This window comes from Actinoplanes sp. NPDC089786 (genome assembly GCF_040684855.1).
GTDB lineage: Bacteria > Actinomycetota > Actinomycetes > Mycobacteriales > Micromonosporaceae > Actinoplanes.
On sequence record NZ_JBFBGU010000001.1, the window covers coordinates 232761 to 250533 of the forward strand.

Consider the following 17773-nt stretch of genomic DNA (forward strand, 5'->3'; position numbering starts at 1 on the left):
CTAGCTCAGGCTGTTGCCGGTGATGGCCGAGGTCAGGACGGTGGCGAGGCCGCCACCCATGACCGCCGCGGCCAGGCCGACGCTGACCGCCTTCCAGGAGCCGCTGGCCCACCGCAGGCCGACCGCGACACCCATGCTGAGCACCAGCGACAGGCCGAACTGCGGCGCGGCGCCGGCGAGCGTGTCCAGGGCGTGCGCCTTCTCGTCGCCGTTCAGCACGACCAGGTAGTAGAGCAGGAACAGCACCACGGGCACGCCGTACCAGACGGCCGTGTAACCGACCGCGGCGAGCGGGCCGCCGGTGTCCTCCTCGATCTCGTCCTCGTCCGGTTCGAGGAGGTTGTTCGGGCGGACCGCGGTGGCCAGACCACCGGTGACCGGCCGGCGCTCGTACGAGCCGGTGGTCGACGGGCTCGGCACGCTCTCGGCGCGACGCGGCGGCCATTCCTCACCGGCCGGCCGGCGCTGGGCCGGCGGCGGCATCGCCTCGACGTTCGGTGACACCGGGGCGGCCGACACCGATCCGGCGCCGCCCGGCTTGAACGGCACGAAGTCCTGCGTGTTGTACCGCCTCGACTCCCCGTCGGCCAGGCCGCTCTCCGGGTCGAGTTCCCGGCGCCAGTCCGTGCCGGTGGTGCCCTCGCGGTAGATGGCCGTGGTCCGCCCCGAGCCCTCCCGCTCGGCCTGCAGCCAGTCCGGCTCGACCCGGCGGATCTCGGTGACCGCGTCACCGACGAACGCCTCCGACTCCGCGCGCAGCTCATCCCGCCAGTCGGCGTCGCGCGGCTCGTCCGGCCAGTTGCCGTTCCCGTTCGTCCGGCCGCCCGGCTCGCGCCCCCACAGCTCCGGCCCGACCGGTGCGTCGCCCCGGCTCATCCGGGTTCCGGTGACGTCCGGCCCGTCGCCGTCCATCCGCCGGCGGTTCGGGTTCAACGGCCGAGCACGACCAACGGCTTGGGGGGTACGCCCACCGCCCGCGCCGCCGCGCGTCGAGGTGTCGCCCGGTCCTGGCGTCCACGAATCGTCCGGCGGGTCGCGGTCCTCGCCCCGCCAGCCGATCGCCCGAGCCCCGCCGGATGGCTCGTCATCGTCGCGGCCACGTCGTCGCGGCGCGTCGACATCGTCCCGGCGCCACGTCTGGGTGACATCGTCATCGTCCCGGCGCCCGCGCATCTCGGAACGCCAGTCCGGCCGGCCGTCAGCGGCCCGTCCCGGCGCGTCCGGTCCTTCGATCGCGGAGCGGGCCTCGATCGCGGCGCGACTCTCGATGGCACGCGTCTCTATGGCACGGGGCGGCTCGCCGCTACGCCAATCCTCTGGCTCGATCCGGCGGCGGCCGCCCTCAGAAGGGGGGCCGTCGCGCCAATCCCCCGGCCGGCCCCGCCGACCGTCGTCCCGCCTGCCGTCGGGGTCGGCCGCCGGTCCCGCTCGTTGAGCGTCACGCCAGCTGCCGGTGTCACCCGGGTTCCCGCTTCGGGGGTCGCGGAAGCTGCCGGTCTCACCGGGATTGCCGCTTCGGGGGTCGCGGAAGCTGCCGGTCTCACCCGGGTTTCCGCCGCGCGGGTCGCGGAAGGTGCCGGTGTCGCCCGGGTTCCCACCTCGCGGGTCGCGGGTGCTTCCCGTCTCGCTCGGGCTCGTGCGGCGCATGATGCTCTCGGCGACGGCCTCGTTGCGGTACCACTGGCCGCTGTCCGGGTCGCGCCGCCAGCCGCCGGTGACCGGGTCGCCGCCGCTCGCGCCGTTGGCCGTCGGGTCGGTCGGGACCAGGTCCTGCCGCCACGAGTCGTCGCCGCGCCGGGTGGGCGGGCCGCTGCGGGGAGCGGGCGCGCCCTCGATGGCCCGCCGTTGTGGTGGGCCGGGCTCGTCGCCGCGGCGCCAGCTGCCGGTGTCGCTCGGGCTGGTGCGCTGGCCGTTGTCGCGCCAGTTCTCGGTCGGCGGCTCGTCGCGGCGCCAGCTCCCCGTGTCGGAGGGGCTGGTCCGCTGGCCGTTGTCACGCCGGCCGCCGGGCTCGCCGCGCTGCGGGTCCTGCCAGCTCGCCGGGCTGCCGGGAGGTGCGCCGCCGGGTTTTCCGCGCTGCGGGTCCTGCCAGCTGGCAGGGCTGCCGGGGGCCGGGCCGGCGGGGGCGGCTCGCTGAGGATCGCGCCAGCTGCCCGTGTCGCCTGGGTTACCGCGCTGCGGGTCGCGGAAGGTGCCGGCGTCGGCCGGGTTGCCGCGTTGGCCGTTGTCGCGCCAGCTGCCGGTGTCGCCGGGGCTGCCGCCTCGCGGATCGCGGAAGCTACCCGTGTCGCTCGGGCTGGTGCGTTGGCCGTCGCGCCAGCTTCCGGTGTCGCTAGGGGCGCCGCGTTGGGGGTCGCGCCAGCTCGGGACCTCGCCCGGGCTCGCGTCGGGCGGGGCGGGGGCGGCTCGCTGGGCGTCGCGCCAGCTTCCGGTGTCGGCCGGGTTGGCGCGCTGGGGGTCGCGCCAGCTTCCCGTGTCGCTGGGGTTGGCGCGTTGGGGGTCGCGCCAGCTGCCGGTGTCGGTGGGGCTCGCGCGTTGGGGGTCGCGCCAGCTCTCGGTGGGAGGTTCCTCGGGCCGCGAGCCGATCGCGCGGGGGCCGCCGCCCGGAGGCTGGTCGCGAAGGCGGTCGTCGTCGCGCTGCCGGCCTGATGCGCCGTTGGACCTGGGCGAGTCGGCCGGGTCGCGGCGCCAGCTCGGACCCTCATCGTCGGCGGCGCGGCGACGAGCCGCGTCAGCGTTCCACGAGGCGGGGCTGCCGCTCGGGGCGCCGCTCCAGGAGGCCGGTGCGCCCGGGGATCCGGCAGGGCCGCCCGGGGTGCCGTTCCAGGACGCCGGGGCGCCTGACGAGCCTGCGGGGCCACCCTGGGCGCCGTTCCAGGAACCGGGGCCACCCGGCGAACCGATCGGACCACCCGGCGAACCGATGGGGCCGCCGGGCGAACCGATGGGGCCGTCCTGCGCGCCGTCCCACGATGTCCGACCGCTTCGTGCGCCGTTCGGGCTGCTGTCCCAGCCGGGCCGGCCGCTCTGCGGATCGGTGGTGCCTCGGTCTCCGTTCCACGATGTCGAACTGCCGTCGGGTCCGCTCGGCGAGGTGTTCCAGCTCGGCCGGCCCCTCTGGGGGTCGGTGGGGTCCTGGGCGCCGTTCCACGATGTCCGGCCGCCGGGCGCGCCGTCCGAGCCGCTTCGCGCTCCGTTCCAGGACGTCGGGCCGCTGGGCGAGTCGGTGGTGCCGCTTCGCGCTCCGTTCCAGGTCGGGCTGCCGGGTGTGCCGTCCGTGCCGTTCCAGGACGTGGGGCTGCCCGGCGTGCCGTCCGGGCCGCTTCGCGTGCCGTTCCAGGTTGCCGCGCTGCCGGGTGTGCCGTCCGTGCCGTTCCAGGTCGTCGGGCTGCCGGGCGGGTCGGTGGGGCCGCTCTGCGACCTGTTCCAGGATGTGGGGCTGCCAGGGGCGCCGCTCCATGCGGTCGGGGCGCTGCCCGCGCCACTCCATGGGGCCGAGCCGTTGTCGGCGCCGCCACGCGGGGCTGCGCCGTACTCCGAGCCGTTGCGCGCGGGGGAGCCAAAGTCGGAGCCGCCGCGGGGGTCAGCGCCGTTCTCCGAGCTGCCTCGCCGGCCCGCGCCGTACGGGGAGTCGCGGTCGCCGGTCGGACCGGTCGGGTCGGGGCGGTCGTCGGGCTCGGTGGTCCAGGCCGGCGCGGCGGAGACGTGTCGCGGGGCGCCGGGATCGGTGCGCCAGGACGGTGGTGACGTGGAGTTGCGGGCGCCGTCCGGATCGTCACGCCAGGAGCCGCGGGACGGGTCGCCGTCGGGGCGGGTGCGCCAGTCCTGGTCGGGTGAGCGCCAGCTCGGGGCGTCGCTGGGGGCGCTCAGAGCGGCCGCGTCGAACATCTGCATGCTGCCGGTGTCGGCGTGACCGGCCCAGTTGTCGGCGTCGGAACGAGTGCTCCACCCCGTACCCGAGCCTGTTCTTGAACCTGGGTCGGCGGCGCGGCGACGACCGCCGGAGCGGGACTCGTCGGCCCCGTACTCGCGGCGCCAGCGATCGCGGTCGTCCTCGCGGACCAGGTGGCGGCCCTCGTCGAAGGGTGCTGAGCGGGCGCCGTGGTCGGGGACGGTGGTGCCGTTGATGGTGGGCACCGGGCCGGTGGTGTTCCAGGACGGACGACCCTCATCGGGCTGGTCGACGAGGCTCTGCCAGGACGGTGACGGGGTCGCGCTGGGGCGGTCGGTGGACTGCCAGGACGGCGCGCTCTGCTGCCACGGGGTGGCCGGGCCGCTCGACTGCCAGGGCGCCGCGGGGCCGCTCGGCTGCCAGGGGGCGGCGGACGACGGCGGCTCGGTGAACTGCTGCCAGGCCGGTCGGGCCTCGGTGCCCGGCTCGGGCGGCGGCGTGCCGGTCACCCGGTGCCACGACGTGTTGCCGGCGCCGTCGGAGTCTTGCCACGAGCGGGTGCCGTCGGCGTCCGGCCGGCTCGGGTACGCGGTGTCGGAGATGGCCAGCGGCTGCCGGGAGCCGGCCGGCGGCTCGACCGGGGGCGTGAAGCCCTCCGCGCCGGCGCCGGTCTGCCACGCTTCGGTAGTCGTGCGGTAGCCGTGCGTACCCGTGGTCGAACGCCACTCGGTGGTCTGCCGCCAGCGCGCGCTCTGGTCGGTCGCGCGCCACTCCGCGGTCTCGGTACGCCAGCCCACACCGTCGGCCGGGAACGCCGGGCGTCCCTCGGCCGCGGAGTCGGACCAACGACTTAATTCTTGCCCGCGACCGCCATTTTCATCCGGACGAGTCGCCCAGGCGTCGGCGCGTTCGGCCCAGGCAACCGCCTCCGGAATGGGCTGCATACTCCCCGTATCGGCGGGGGAGCCGTAAGTATTGGCGATATCGGGACTTTCCGGACCATTTTGGGGTGAGCGAGGCTCCGGCGCGCGGCCTTCGCGCGGCAGGCGGGCGCCGTAGTCCCAATCCCGTTGGTCCACCCGAAAAGCGTGACCGGTGAAAACGCGAACCGCAACGCCCAGAAGCGATGGTTTGGTCACGCGGGGCAGTTTTTGCTCGTCCACACGCTGAGGACAGCGAAATGCCAGTTCAAGAAGGCATACCGAAATTCGTCCCCAGCGGTTATCCCCAGGCTGTGCACAGGGGTGTGCACAGCCACGGGGGAGATGTCCACAGGTTGTCCCAAGGCTCATCCACCGGCCAACTTGGGCAGCTCAGCGCAGCTTCGTATGGTTACCCCGCCGCGAACGCACGCATCCCACCGGCGTGGTGGGTGGTCCTGGCCACAGGATCAGCCGAAAGTGTCGTACCCGGGTTGTTTGATCTCAGGGTGGCCGGGTGCGAGACCGGCTACCGCGTGAGCGGTCGTGGCGGAGGGGGAACACCGAGTGTCGATCACCGACGACGCCCGACCACAGTCCGCACCGCGCCCATCCGGGGGCAGCGGTGGCGGCGGTTTCGACAAGTCGCCGCCACAGGACATCGCGGCCGAACAGAGCGTGCTCGGCGGCATGCTGCTGTCCAAGGACGCGATCGCCGATGTCGTGGAGATCCTCAAGACAACCGACTTCTACCGTCCCGTCCACGCCACGGTCTTCGACACCATCCTTGACCTGTACGGGCGGGGCGAGCCGGCCGACGGCGTGACGGTCGCGGCCGCCCTCTCCGACTCGGGTGATCTCCAGCGCATCGGCGGCGTGCCCTACCTCCACACGCTGATCGAGAGCGTGCCGACCGCCGCCAACGCGTCCTACTACGCCCGCATCGTGTCCGAGCGCGCCGTGCTGCGCCGCCTGGTCGAGGCCGGCACGAAGATCGTTCAGCTGGGGTACGGCACCGGCGGCATGGGCGGCCGTGACGTCGACGACGTCGTCGACCTGGCCCAGCAGGCCGTGTACGACGTGACCGAGAAACGGGTCAGCGAAGACTTCGCGATACTCGCCGACATGCTCCAGCCGACCCTCGACGAGATCGAGGCGGTCGGGGCCACCAACGGCATGATGACCGGCGTACCGACCGGTTTCTCCGACCTCGACCGCCTGCTCAGCGGGCTGCACCCCGGCCAGCTGATCATCGTGGCCGGCCGCCCCGGTCTCGGTAAGTCGACCGCGAGCATGGACTTCGCCCGCAACGCCGCGATCCGCGCCAACTGCGCCAGCGCCATCTTCAGCCTGGAAATGAGCAAGATCGAGATTGTCATGCGCCTGCTGTCGGCCGAGGCCCGCGTGCCCCTGCACGTGCTGCGTTCCGGTCAGCTCTCCGACGACGACTGGACCAAACTGGCCCGCCGCATGGGCGAGATCAGCGAGGCCCCGATCTTCGTCGACGACACCCCGAGCATGAACCTGATGGAGATCCGGGCCAAGGCAAGACGCCTCAAGCAGCGCCACGACCTCAAGCTCATCGTCGTCGACTACCTCCAGCTGATGACCAGCCCGAAACGCACCGAGAGCCGCCAGCAAGAGGTCGCCGACCTGTCCCGAGGTCTGAAGCTCCTGGCCAAAGAGGTCGAGTGCCCCGTGATCGCGGTGAGCCAGCTGAACCGTGGCCCCGAACAACGCACCGACAAGCGTCCCCAGCTCTCCGACCTGCGAGAGTCAGGCTCCATCGAGCAGGACGCCGACGTCGTGATCCTGCTTCACCGAGACGACTACTACGACAAGGAGTCCCCGCGGGCCGGCGAGGCCGACTTCATCGTCGCCAAACACCGAAACGGCCCCACCGACACCGTCACGGTGGCCGCCCAGCTCCACCTTTCCCGCTTCGTCGACATGGCCGTCGTCTAGCGACTCTCCTCGCTGGCTGCGGTGGCGACGATCTGCCGCAGCTCATCCTCGCTGGGAACAGCGGTGCCCAGATCTTCACGTGCGATGCGTTCAGCCTCGGTGCGATCGACCATCTGAGTACGGTCTTCCTGTTCAGGATCGAAGTGGAAGAAGGCAATCGACGAAGGCCGGTATACCCACTTACGTTCTCGGGCACTCCAAAGAACTCCGCGGAGCGGCTCATCCAGTGACTGTGTATAGGCGGCCAGGCTTGTAACACGGCTCAGACCTGAGTCGAGAATTGCTATGTACTCGAAGGTGGCATTGTCAGTCAAGGTCCTGTGCCTCTCCACACGGCATCACATCGTCGCGTGTCAGATTATGCTGCGCCAGAACGAAGTCGAGTGTCAGTCCCTCAGACTCCAACGCGCGAACGTAGCTCGCCCATTGGATGGAATTCTTACTCAACCACCTCTTGAAGGAGGTGTCGACCGTTTTGTTCACAGGCAGGAGCTCAAGACCTGATGGCTGCCGGTCGTTGATTCCTAGTTCCTTGTTGACCCGGAGGATGTTGAAGAATGCTTCGACTCGTTCCCGGAATGAGAACTCCGCCTCTTGGCGCACAACCTCATAGTCGCCGTGGGTTTGTTCGCCAACGTCGTAGGAGAGCTTCGTCGGGAACTGTATTTCCATTCGGTTATTGGTGGGATCGGTCAAGCCGACATTAAGTCCATTGTGCCGACCGCTGTACCCCCAGAAACTTTCGACTTCGTCTACCGCGAAACCCTGATCCTGGAGTTTTGTGAGGATCTGGTTCACTGTTGGCCCGTATCCGCTCTCCGGTGTCTGGATCGAGAATCGAACCCGATCCTTCATTTCGGCCAAGAATTCCGGCAAGGTCTTTTCCTCACCATCCGTCTTGGTGATATACGAACGTGCAATCGACCCCTGCGTCTTGACGCGACTTTCGGTCTTGATCAACGACGGGCCGGTGGGATCCGCGCTGGGATTGATTTCGCCGACGATGCCTCGCAGGACCGATAACGTGCGGTCAGCTACGTATTGGCTGTGCTCCTGCGCTTCAGCGAGAGCCCTCCGATTATCCTCGCCAAGAGCGGCGAGCGTCTCAAGTTCCGCTTCGCGAGCCCTGCGCTCAGCCTCCTCGCCCAAGGGGTCGGGCAGGTGGGCGGGGGTAGGCGAGAGGTGGGCTGGGATGGTTGAGTACTCGCCGCTCGGGTTGGTCAGCAAGGCGCTCACTGCGACCACATTGGACGGGTTTGGGTGGCCGGTGTGGGTGTAGAGCGGCTTGTCTTCGGCGATTTTGCCTGTTTGAGGGTCTAGGAAGAGGACGGTTCCGCCGTGGTTTATTGCTGCCCAGGCGTGGGCGTCGCCGGCCTCGGACTGGGTGACGATGAAGGCGAAGGCGCCGTGCTCCAAGGACAGGAGTTGGCGGGACAGGTTGGTCAGAGCCTGGTCCACCGCGCGCTTCGGGTTGGGGTCCGGTGGGGTCAGGTTGACGAAACCGCCGCGGGCTGTGGCCTCTATGCGGGACAAGCCACCGGATTCGGGGTTCAGGGGTCTTGTCGGTTCGCCCTGGGCGTACGAGTCGAATGTCCTTGGGGCTGACACCCTCGGGCGGCCGTGGACGTAGGTGTCGAACAGCGACAGGACGCCGTCGACGCAGTTGATTCCCCGGGTGGCGTCGGCCCGGGGGCCGCCGTCGTTGGCCAGGCCGAACCAATGGCCCTCGCGCGGGTCGGGGTTGCGGAGAGGGCGACCGCGGTGGTCCTTCGGGACGGCTCGCTCCAGGTCTTTCTGATGTACGGCCAGAGGACGCCGCAGGCCGCCCGGCTCGTCGTAGTTCCGGCTTTTCTCCACCGGCGCCGGGATGTCGTCGTCGGTGACCCTTGACCGGTCGTCCGTGTCTACGCCTCCGGGGGCGAGGATGCCCACGTCGTTGTTGAGGCGGTCCCATGCGTCGAATTCGACGTCGGTGCGCGGTGGGCGGACCAGGTTCGCTGCGACCAGGTCCGCTTCGGCGGACAGCACCACGGACCGGCGCTCGGCCTCCCGTGCGGCGGCGCTCAGCTCGCCGGCCCGCAACGTGAACCCCCGCGCCCGCGCGTCGGCGGCCTCGTTGGCCAGCCGGCCGGCCGAACCGGCCCAGCTTTCCGACTCGTTGTTCAGCGCCCGGGCGTCACGTTCCCGCCGGTCCGTCTCGAAGGCTTGGCGGGAGTCCCGCAGATACCCGAGGTAGGCGTCGATCTGCTGCTGATCGTCCGGCGCCCGAACTGGTGCCCGATCCCGCATTGGCGCAGCCGGCGCGCCCGGCCCCAACGCGGCGGCGATCAGATCCAGATCCGACCGTGGCCGATCCGCCGGCGTCCCGTCCTGCGGGTCCTGGTCATCGGGTCGGCCCGGCCGATCCCGTGGAGGCACAACGTCCGGAGAAGGCCGAACCGGCGACATCGTGTCCGAGGGCGGCGGCCCGGCGTGAGGCGGTGCGACGCCGGCGCGGGCGTCCGGTGAGCTGGGCCGGTTCGGGGCGTCATCGACCGATGGGCCGACGATGCCTGGCGTCGGGTTGTCGCGCGGGGGTGCGGTGTCTGCGGCGGGTGGCCCGGCCGCTGTGGGTGGGTGAGTCGGCGACGGCCTGGTCTGCGGAGATGCGATGTCGACAGCGGGTGTGGCGGCGGCCGCTCGGGGGCCGGTGAGGTCGACGTGGCCGGGCGGGGTGTCCCACGGGCCGGTGCGTGGCAGCTTGCCGGGATCGGGGACAGGGCGGTGCGAGGGATGGGTGATCCCTGAGTCCATCGTGGACCGGCTCAGGTCGGGCGCACCAGTTGGCTCCGGCGAAGGCCGATTCAGTGGCGCAGTCGTGGAGGGGACGGTCGGTGTCGGTGTGCGGCCGCCTGTCTGAGATGTCGCAGGTGGCAGGGGGGAGTCGGTGTTCGACGTCGGAGGAGTGCCGAGAATGCCGGTCGGAGAAGGCTCCAGGCCGACGGCCGGAGTTGGCGTGGGGCTGGGAGACGGAATGGTCGGCGTTGGTGAGTTCGGGCTGGTTGCCGAGGCCGGGTCAGTGCTTGTCGGAGCAGCCGTCGGCGCCTGCGCGGTGACGACGTCCGCGGTGACCGGCCCGGGGGCGACACCCACGCTGGGTGTAGCAGTAGGTCTGGTGGGATTGTCGGTCGAATCGCTACTCGGGCCAGGAATGTCGCTGGTGGGGGCTCGGCCACCATCTCGCGTAGCTGAGGATTCACCGGGGCCTCCGGCGACGTGGTCGACCCGGTCGTCGGCGAGATCTGATGCCGCAGCCGTGATGTCAGGGCGGATGACGTCGGTCACAGAGCTGTCGGACTTCGAGTGGCTGGTCTCTAAAGGTGCATGCGGCGGAGCAGTGACGTCGGGCGCCGGCGCGGAAAGCGGAGAGGTAGGAGATGCCGACGAGGCGGATGACGGGGTGGGGGTGTCGCCCGCCAGCGCCGACAGGGTGCCCGGGCCCGCGGTGTCCAGGGAGGAGATGTCCAGGCCGCCGGTCTTGAGACCGTGACCGCCGGACATTGCCGAGCCGACGGCGCCCGAGGATGCCGACTTGGCCATGCCCTCGAGGTCGGGCAGGTCGCCGGTGACCGCGGCGCCGCCGAACTCGCCGAGGACCTCGCCGGCCGCGCCCCGGACCACCCCGTGCTGGCCGTGGCCGGCGCCGACGTGGGCCCCGCCCGCGGCGAAACCCCCGCCGAACCCGGCCGCCGCCGACAGGCCCAGGTCGGCGGCGTCCACACCGTCACGACGGCCGGTGGTGTTCTGGTAGCCCTGGATCAGCGCGTTGGTCGCGAACTCCTCCCGCGCCTCGTCCAAGCCCTCGTGCAGCGCCCCGCGGGCCAGCGCCATCCGCCCGGCCCGGGTCGACAACTGCTTGACCGCCCGCGATCCGGCCTGCCGTAGCGCCTTGCGGCTCAGCTGTTCGACCAGGCGGCGGAAGATCTGCTGGATGATGAGCCGGGTCGCGGCGATCAGCCCGCCCGCCGCGGGGGATGCCGCGCCCAGGGTGGCCGCGACCGCCACCGCCATGCCGATCAGCTCGATGACGAAGAGGCCGAGCTCGATCCACGCCTCGATCTTGGCGCCTTCGATGTCGCAGCCGCATTCCTCGACCATCTGGCCGAGTTCCTGGGCCACCTCGATCAAGGCTTCGAGGGGTACGCCCTGCCAGGCCTCCTCGAACGCGTCCGCGCCCGCCCCAGAATAGCCGGCCAGGATGTCACCGGCCGCCGCCGCGGCGTCGTCCCGTGGGTCGGTCAGCGCGCCGGCCAGCGCATACCACCGGTCGGCGACATCCCAGGTGGCGACCTCGTTGCCGGACGGCCAGTCGAAGCCCACCACCCATTCGAGTGCTTCGTACACCCACCCGGGCATCTCCCACGGGCTGAACTCGAGCGGATGGGGGATCGGGCTCGGCAGCACGCTCACGTGGGCTCCTGATAGGAGCGCTCCACCCGTACCCCAGCGGTCTGATCGGTGGCTTGAAGCTCGGCCACGACGGCCTGGACCTGCTCGCCCAGCGCCCGCACCTGCCTTGCCATCGCCTCGAAGGCGGCGAGAACCTCCTGCTCGGCGGGCCGGTAGCCGTCGTCGAAGGCGTGCCCGATCTCGTCGGTGCCCCACGGATGGGCCGCGGTCGCGGGGATCAGCGTCGTACGCGTGTCGGCCAGCAGCTCGCCCAACGCCTGGCCGGCGGCGAACAACGCGGCGCCACCAGCGGCGACGGCGACCGGGTCGAGCGAGACGTGGTCACTCATCGGGGTTCCGCCACAGGGACCGCAGGTCGCCGTCCGCCATGTATCGCATCGCGCCGGAGGACGGGGGCAGGAGTGAACCCATCATGTCGCGGACCTGACGCTGAGCCGACGCCTCGGCCGCCTGGACCGTGGAGACAATGATCGACGCCGATGGGTTCTTGCGCAGGGCGAGGTCGACCAGGTGTCCGCGCGCATCGACGGTTGCCGTTACGTTGCCGTCGCGCGAGGTTGCGCTCACTCGCAGCGCCGCGATCTGTTCCTGCAGGTCACCAAGGCCGGAGCGGAGTCGGCGCACCTGGACCGCAACCTCGTCGAAGCGCGCCCGCAACGCGTGGTTGACGTCGCGGTCAGCCTGATCCGCCACCCGGCCCTCCCCTGCCGTTCCAGCGAGCACAGTACCGCTCCCCGCAACCTTGCGTGGTCCGGTAATTTCACACCGCGAAGGTCACCCGGGGAGGAGCTCCATGATCACGTTGGCCCAGGCCGAGGAGATCGCTGCCGGGTGGGCGCGGCTCGAGACCGCGAGGCGGGGGTACGAGTGCAGCGCCGTCGTGGTCGAGTTCGATCTCGGGTACGCGGTGTGGACGCGCCGTGCCGACGCCGCGACCGCCGAGCCGGGTGACGGCGGGCGTACGGTCATCGATCGTGACCTGGGCCTGGTGACCACCTGGCCGGCCGTGCCGGTGGAGACGCTGGCCGAGCTCTACCGTGCGCAGCACCCCGCCCTGTCGGCCCAGCGCCGCACGGTGCAGCCGTCGGTCGAGCTGCTGCGCGGCGTGCGGCGCAAGCACAGTCCGACCACGGCCGCACACCTGACTGTGGACGGACACGTGTTCCGGGCCCGCGGCGCCAAGGGCGACCAGGAGATCGACCACCACCCGCTGATCGCCGGCATGTTCCGGGCCGCGGCGCCGCATGGTGAGCTGGTCCGCGGCTGCGAGCGCCACGCCGAGCTGATCGTGCTCTCCGACGCGCTGCACGAGGTGGAACGCGCGCGCTCCGAGCCGCTCACCCTGGAGACCGCGCGCGAGGCGATGCGTGACTCGATCTTCGAGGCGTTCTATGTACGCGAACCGGGCGACCCGCTGGCCGGCGCCCCCGCGGCACCCTGCGACACCTGCGCGACGGGGCTGGCCGGCTTCGGCGTGAAGTCCTGGGAGGAGGTGCCGGTGTGGGGCCCGCCCTGGTACGACGACCAGCCCGCCGAGCCGGACCGCTTCCCCGACGAGGTCGCCCGGCGGCTGGCCGGTTGCGGGTGGAAGCCGCTGATCGGGCTGATCGGCCGTGAGGCGCTGGCCGACCAGAAGATCACGATGGCGCAGCAGCACGGCCATCAGACGTTCCCGGCGGCGCGGCGCCTGCTGGTCGACTTCCCGGTGATGGTCGCGAAGAGACGGATGCCCGGGGTACGCCACCGGGTGCGCCTGTTCCAGTTCGACATGCGCGTCGCCCTGCACACGGCGGGCGTTCTGGCCGACTTCGCCGAGGTGATCGGGGTGCCGCTGTTCCCGTTCGGCACCGAGGAGGACGGCGACTCGATCCTGGCCGTGGACGAACGCGGCCGAGTCTTCGCCCTGGACCAGGGCGGCGAGTGGCTCATCGGCGAAACCACCGACGAGGCGATGACTGACCTCGTGATGGGCGACGGCCCCGCGGCCCGGGTCCAGGACGACGGCACGTGGTGATGCGGTTGTCGGGCCGGTCTCAGTCGAACAGTTCGCCGAGGAAGCCCTTGCGGCGCTTGTAGTGACCGTGGTGACCGCGCTGGCGGTAGTGGCCGTGGTAGCCGCCGCCGTGTGCCGCCTGTCCGTAGGCGGGCTGGCCGTAACCCGGGGCCGGCGCCGGCGGGTAGCCGTGAACCGGTGGGGGCGGCGGCGCCGCGTAACCGCCACCGTGGGCGGGCGGCGGGGGCGGTGGACTGTACGCGCCACCCGGGGCCGGCGCCTGCTGCGGCCGGGGCGGGCCACCGGCGCTCTGACGCTGTTGCCAGTTCGCCTCGGCCTCGAAGAGCTTTTCCAGCTCACCGCGGTCAAGGAAGATGCCGCGACACTCCGTGCACTGATCGATGGTCACGCCGCTGCGCTCGTAGTTCCGCATCTCGCCGTGACACTTGGGGCAGGTCATCTGCATTCACTGACGGTACAAGGCCGTGTCTCTTCGCGGGGCCGATGTTGCTGTGGGTCTGCTGAGTGCCGTCGCCCAGACGAGGAACGCGATCGGGTACAGCAGGTAGCCGAACCGCGTCGTCGGCATCAGCAGGATCGCGGTCAGCAGGCCGTACCCGCAGAAGAGGGCGGCCGAGGCGGCGGTACGCGGCGGGCGGCGCAGGAGCAGCGCGGCGATCGTGAGTCCGGCCAGGACCAGCAGGCCGAGCGCCACGTACCGCCCGCCCGGCACGGACGACGCGATCAGGTAGCCGGGGAACGGTGACTGCGCGGGGCTGCTCACCAGGCCGTGCCCGAGCGGGAACCGGACCACGTTCTCGACGTACGCGTCCGCGTTCACCAGCAACGCCGGCACCAGGGCCAGCACCGGCAGGCCGACCGCACCGGGCAGGAAGCGCCGCCACGGGCGGCCGGCGTCCGGGCTGTTCCTGGGCGGGCGGGTCGCGAAGGCCAGCACCGCCAGCACGATCACCACCGGGAAGGCGAAGGGCTTGAGCGCCGCCGCCGCGCCGACCGCGAGCCCGGCCGCGCCGAAGCGATGTCGGGCGCAGAACGCGATCGACAGCAGACAGAGCGCCAGCACCGGCATGTCGTCGCCGCCGGTGGCGAGGGTGAGCGCGCAGACCGGAAAGATCGTCGCCGCCTGGAGGGCCCGCACCTCCAAGCCGGTCGTCAGGAGAAATCGTGTCGCCCAGGCCACCGCGCCGACCATGACGACGGCGAACCACACGCGCGAGTCGGTCCACCAGAAGTCCCCGAACCACGCCCGCGGCAGCCCGAAGACCGCCATTCCGGGCTGATAGGGGTGATACGCGTCGAGTTGATCCTGAGCGGGAAGAGCGGCGATGTCAGCGCGCGAGAGATAGGGCGACCCGGTCGACGCCAGCCCGTGACCCATCTCCTCGACGACCGAGACCTCTTCCTGGGCGCGGTCGAGACGCCCACCAGCCCGTTGCACCGCCTGGATGACCAGCGGCAGCAGCGACACCGCGGCGAACGTCGCCCAGGTGAGGAGCAGGCGATGGACGAACGGCGTGAGCAGCAGCGCCGCCAGGTAACCCCAGGCCGCCACCGAACCCCACGCCCGATGGGGTAACAGGGTCGACGACAGCGTCGTGACCAGCGCGAACAACCCGGAGAGGGCGTAGAGCGCCGCGTCCAGGATCCGCCCGCCCGCGGCCTGGTCGGCGCGGGTGAGCAGTCGGGCGATCACGCGGGCAAGTGTGGCAGAGACGATCGGTGGGGGCCGGGAGGCCGGCGGCGTGGCAGCCGCACCACGGAGCCGACGTCGTGCAGGGCGCCGGCCAGCACACCCGGCCGGCCGCCGGTGCCACGCTGCAACGCCGCCAGCAGCCGGCCGCCGCGCATCGGGCGGGCGAAGAGGTGGCCCTGGCCGGCCACGCAGCCGAGTTCCCACAGCGCCGCGCGCTGGGGTTCGCTCTCCACCCCGTCGGCGATGACCGTGAGGTGCATGCTGCGGGCCAGGTCCACGGTGGACCGGATGACCGCCGCCGCCTCGGTGGAGGTCTCCACCGCGGCCACGAACTCGCGCCCGATCTTCAGCTGGTGCACCGGAATCCGGCTGAGCACGGACAGCGGCGACACGCCGGCGCCGAAATCGTCGAGCACCAGGCGTACCCCAGCGTCGCGCAACTCGACGAGCGCGCGCTCGACCACCTCGAGCTGACTGATGGTCAGCGTCTCGGCCAGTTCGAGCACCAGCCGGTCGGACGGGACGCCGTGGTTGCTGAGCCGGGACCGGACCGCCTCGGGGAAGTCGGGGTCGAGCAGGCTGCGGGGCGACACGTTGACCGCGACCGGGATGTCGAAGCCGGCCTCGCGCCACGCGTCGGCGGCGGCCAGCGACTGTTCGAGGACGGCGTCGGCGAAGGCGGGCAGCTGCCCGGACCGCTCGATGGTCTCGAGGAACTGCATCGGGGTCAGGTCGCCGTGTTCGGGGTGGTGCCAGCGGGCCAGCGCCTCGGCCGCGACCACCTCGCCGCTGCCCAGGTCGACGATGGGCTGGAAGTCGACGGAGAACTCCAGCTCGGCGACCGCCCGGCGGACCTCGCCGCCGAGCATGAGCCGGCCGACGTCGGCGGTGTCGCGCGAGTGTGCATAGTCGGCGGTTCGGGTGCCGGAGCGTTTAGCCTGGTACATGGCCACGTCCGCGCGGCGCAGCAGCTCGGTGACGCCGCCCGAGCCGGGGGCCAGGGCGATGCCGCCGCACGCCTCCACGGTCAGGCGCATGCCGTCCACGTCGATCGTGTGGTCGAGGGCGGCGAGCAGGGTCTCGGCCCGGTGCCGGGCCATCGCCGGGGACGGCAGGCCGGTGAGCAGCACCGCGAACTCGTCCCCGCCGAGCCGGGCCACCAGGTCGGCCGGCCGGGCGGCGCTCTGCAGCCGGACCGCCACCTCGCGCAGCACCTCGTCACCGGCCGCGTGTCCGAGCGTGTCGTTGACCTCCTTGAAGTGGTTGAGGTCGATCAGCAGCAGCGCCAGCATGCCCTCGTCGGGGCGTTCGGTGAACATCCGGCCGGCCTGGTCGAGCAGCTCGCGGCGGTTGGCCAGGCCGGTCAGCGGGTCGTGCGCGGCGTCGTACGCGTGCTCGGCCGAGATGCGTTCCAGTTCGGCGTACGCCGCGGCGTTGCGGATGGCCGTGTAGAGCGCCGAGGCGAACGTCTGAAGCTTGTAGTTCTCCGACCCGGAGAGTTTGACCGAGCGGCTCAGCCGCAGCCGCAGCTCGCCCATCGGGTTGCTGCCGTCGTGCCCGGCGAGCCGCCGGACGATCTCGGCGCCGTCGCGGGCCGGCGCGGCGGCGGTCGGCCCGTCGTACCGGAGGCCGTCGGAGCTGCCGCGGACCAGCCGTTTCGTGTCGCCCAGGAGCAGCTCGATGTCGACCTCGTCGACCGAGAAGAGCTGGGCCGTGCGGGTCACCCCGGCGGCCAGCACGGCGGTCAGGTCGGTGACGTTGAGCTCGTCGGTCGCCTCGGCCAGCCGCTGCCAGGAGCGCCGCTCCTCACGGTTGCGGATCTGTGCGGTCTGCCAGAGGTGCATGCACATGACCAGGGGCACGACCAGCAGCAGGAGGCGGGCGTCGCCGCCGAGCGACAGAATGCCGATGACCAGGGCGGCGACCACGTAGCGGGCGACCGTGCCGATCAGCCGCATGTCCCAGTTGGCCCGTAGCGACTGCCGCAGGCTGACCCGGGTGGCCAGCGCGATGACCGGCACCACCAGTGATTCGTCGACCAGCCACATGGCCAGCGTGGCCAGGGCCAGCGCGCCGGCCCGCAGCTGGGGGTCATCGACGTTGTGCGGCACCTCGAGCGCCGCGAAGACCAACGCGGCCGCCGTCGCGCCGAGAACGTCGTGCCCGACCCCGAAGAACGCCTTCTGAAGGGTGAGGCCGGCGGTGAACTTCGCGATCGCGATGGCCGCGCAGGTGCAGATGATCACCCAGACGGGCGGCATGACCGCGAGCCCGACCAGGACGCCGACCTCGGGCCAGGAGATGCCCCGGCCGTGCGACAGGATGCGGATCCGCCACTGAGTGCGGCTGCCGACCGCGATGGCGGCGATGATGCCGGCCGAGACCAGGAACGTCGGGCGGCCCTCGGGGGCCAGCCAGGCGGTGCCCAGTGACGTCACCACGGCGATTCCACCCGCAACGACGACGAGACTGACCAGCAGCGCGAGCCGCTTGTCAGTCACGTCGTCGTTGGAGCTTGTCTCGTGAGTCACAGGCCCTCCGCGGCGAGCGGCCGGACGAGCTGCCGGCCAAGGCTCAGCGTATTGCGACGGACGGGCCCGGCGCATCTAGCTCAGGTCCACTCAGATCCACGCATGGCGCTCTCCTTAACCCCCTGGGTCCTCGGTGGGCCTTCGCGAGCCCTTCCGAAGTCCTTGTCGATGTAGACCGTGTCGCGACATGAGGAACGTTATGTGATCCGTTGCCACATTGGTAGGCATTCATGTCGGTATGCGCAGAAAGCGAGAATCCGACGCACCGGCGTCACAGAATGTTTCGAATCAAGAACTCACGGCAATGTAGAC

At 71.3% G+C, this 17773-nt stretch carries 10 protein-coding genes; 2 read left to right on the forward strand and 8 right to left on the reverse strand.

What is annotated here, in order from left to right; all coding sequences use genetic code 11:
• On the reverse strand, positions 1 to 4833 hold the full coding sequence (locus AB0O15_RS01110) for a hypothetical protein (protein ID WP_364312346.1): 4833 nt from the start codon (positions 4831 to 4833) through the stop codon (positions 1 to 3).
• Positions 4834 to 5469: 636 nt separating this feature from the next.
• Here AB0O15_RS01110 and dnaB point away from each other — a divergent pair.
• Positions 5470 to 6774: a replicative DNA helicase gene (dnaB, locus tag AB0O15_RS01115; RefSeq protein ID WP_364316928.1), complete on the forward strand. Its 1305-nt coding sequence runs from the start codon at positions 5470 to 5472 to the stop codon at positions 6772 to 6774.
• On the opposite strand, the gene AB0O15_RS01120 is transcribed toward dnaB, so the two are convergent.
• The 4 genes from AB0O15_RS01120 to AB0O15_RS01135 are packed head-to-tail and all read right to left on the reverse strand — an operon-like array spanning position 6771 to position 11946.
• Entirely contained in the window at positions 6771 to 7088 is a 318-nt protein-coding gene (locus tag AB0O15_RS01120; RefSeq protein WP_364312349.1) for a hypothetical protein, read from the reverse strand. The two genes, dnaB and AB0O15_RS01120, sit on opposite strands and share 4 nt — an antisense overlap.
• Complete coding sequence (locus tag AB0O15_RS01125) at positions 7081 to 11223, reverse strand: toxin glutamine deamidase domain-containing protein (protein ID WP_364312351.1); 4143 nt, start codon at positions 11221 to 11223, stop codon at positions 7081 to 7083. The genes AB0O15_RS01120 and AB0O15_RS01125 overlap by 8 nt, the downstream gene beginning before the upstream one ends.
• The gene (locus tag AB0O15_RS01130) at positions 11220 to 11552 is read right to left on the reverse strand and encodes a hypothetical protein (RefSeq protein ID WP_364312354.1); all 333 of its coding nucleotides are present in this window, start codon (positions 11550 to 11552) and stop codon (positions 11220 to 11222) included. Before AB0O15_RS01130 ends, AB0O15_RS01125 begins: the two co-directional genes overlap by 4 nt.
• Entirely contained in the window at positions 11545 to 11946 is a 402-nt protein-coding gene (locus AB0O15_RS01135) for a YbaB/EbfC family nucleoid-associated protein (protein WP_364312356.1), read from the reverse strand. Before AB0O15_RS01135 ends, AB0O15_RS01130 begins: the two co-directional genes overlap by 8 nt.
• A 70-nt stretch (positions 11947 to 12016) precedes the next feature.
• On the opposite strand from AB0O15_RS01135, the gene AB0O15_RS01140 reads away from it, so the two are divergent.
• Entirely contained in the window at positions 12017 to 13237 is a 1221-nt protein-coding gene (locus AB0O15_RS01140; protein WP_364312359.1) for an SUKH-3 domain-containing protein, read from the forward strand.
• Between the two features lie 19 nt (positions 13238 to 13256).
• Here the strand turns inward: AB0O15_RS01140 and AB0O15_RS01145 are convergent, their stop codons facing one another.
• The 3 genes from AB0O15_RS01145 to AB0O15_RS01155 are packed head-to-tail and all read right to left on the reverse strand — an operon-like array spanning position 13257 to position 17461.
• Positions 13257 to 13682, reverse strand: a complete 426-nt coding sequence (locus AB0O15_RS01145; protein ID WP_364312362.1) for a zf-TFIIB domain-containing protein — start codon at positions 13680 to 13682, stop codon at positions 13257 to 13259.
• Positions 13683 to 14927 carry a glycosyltransferase 87 family protein gene (locus tag AB0O15_RS01150; RefSeq protein ID WP_364316931.1) on the reverse strand — a complete coding sequence of 415 codons (1245 nt, stop codon included), beginning with the start codon at positions 14925 to 14927 and terminating at the stop codon, positions 13683 to 13685.
• Positions 14927 to 17461: a bifunctional diguanylate cyclase/phosphodiesterase gene (locus AB0O15_RS01155; RefSeq protein ID WP_364312364.1), complete on the reverse strand. Its 2535-nt coding sequence runs from the start codon at positions 17459 to 17461 to the stop codon at positions 14927 to 14929. The genes AB0O15_RS01150 and AB0O15_RS01155 overlap by 1 nt, the downstream gene beginning before the upstream one ends.
• Positions 17462 to 17773: the final 312 nt, after the last annotated feature.

Coding starts and splice junctions, on each gene's coding strand:
- AB0O15_RS01130 (WP_364312354.1), bottom strand. CDS start 11,552: ATGAGTGACCACGTCTCGCTCGACCCGGTCGCCGTCGCCGCTGGTGGC.
- AB0O15_RS01140 (WP_364312359.1), top strand. CDS start 12,017: ATGATCACGTTGGCCCAGGCCGAGGAGATCGCTGCCGGGTGGGCGCGG.
- AB0O15_RS01145 (WP_364312362.1), bottom strand. CDS start 13,682: ATGCAGATGACCTGCCCCAAGTGTCACGGCGAGATGCGGAACTACGAG.
- AB0O15_RS01110 (WP_364312346.1), bottom strand. CDS start 4,833: ATGCAGCCCATTCCGGAGGCGGTTGCCTGGGCCGAACGCGCCGACGCC.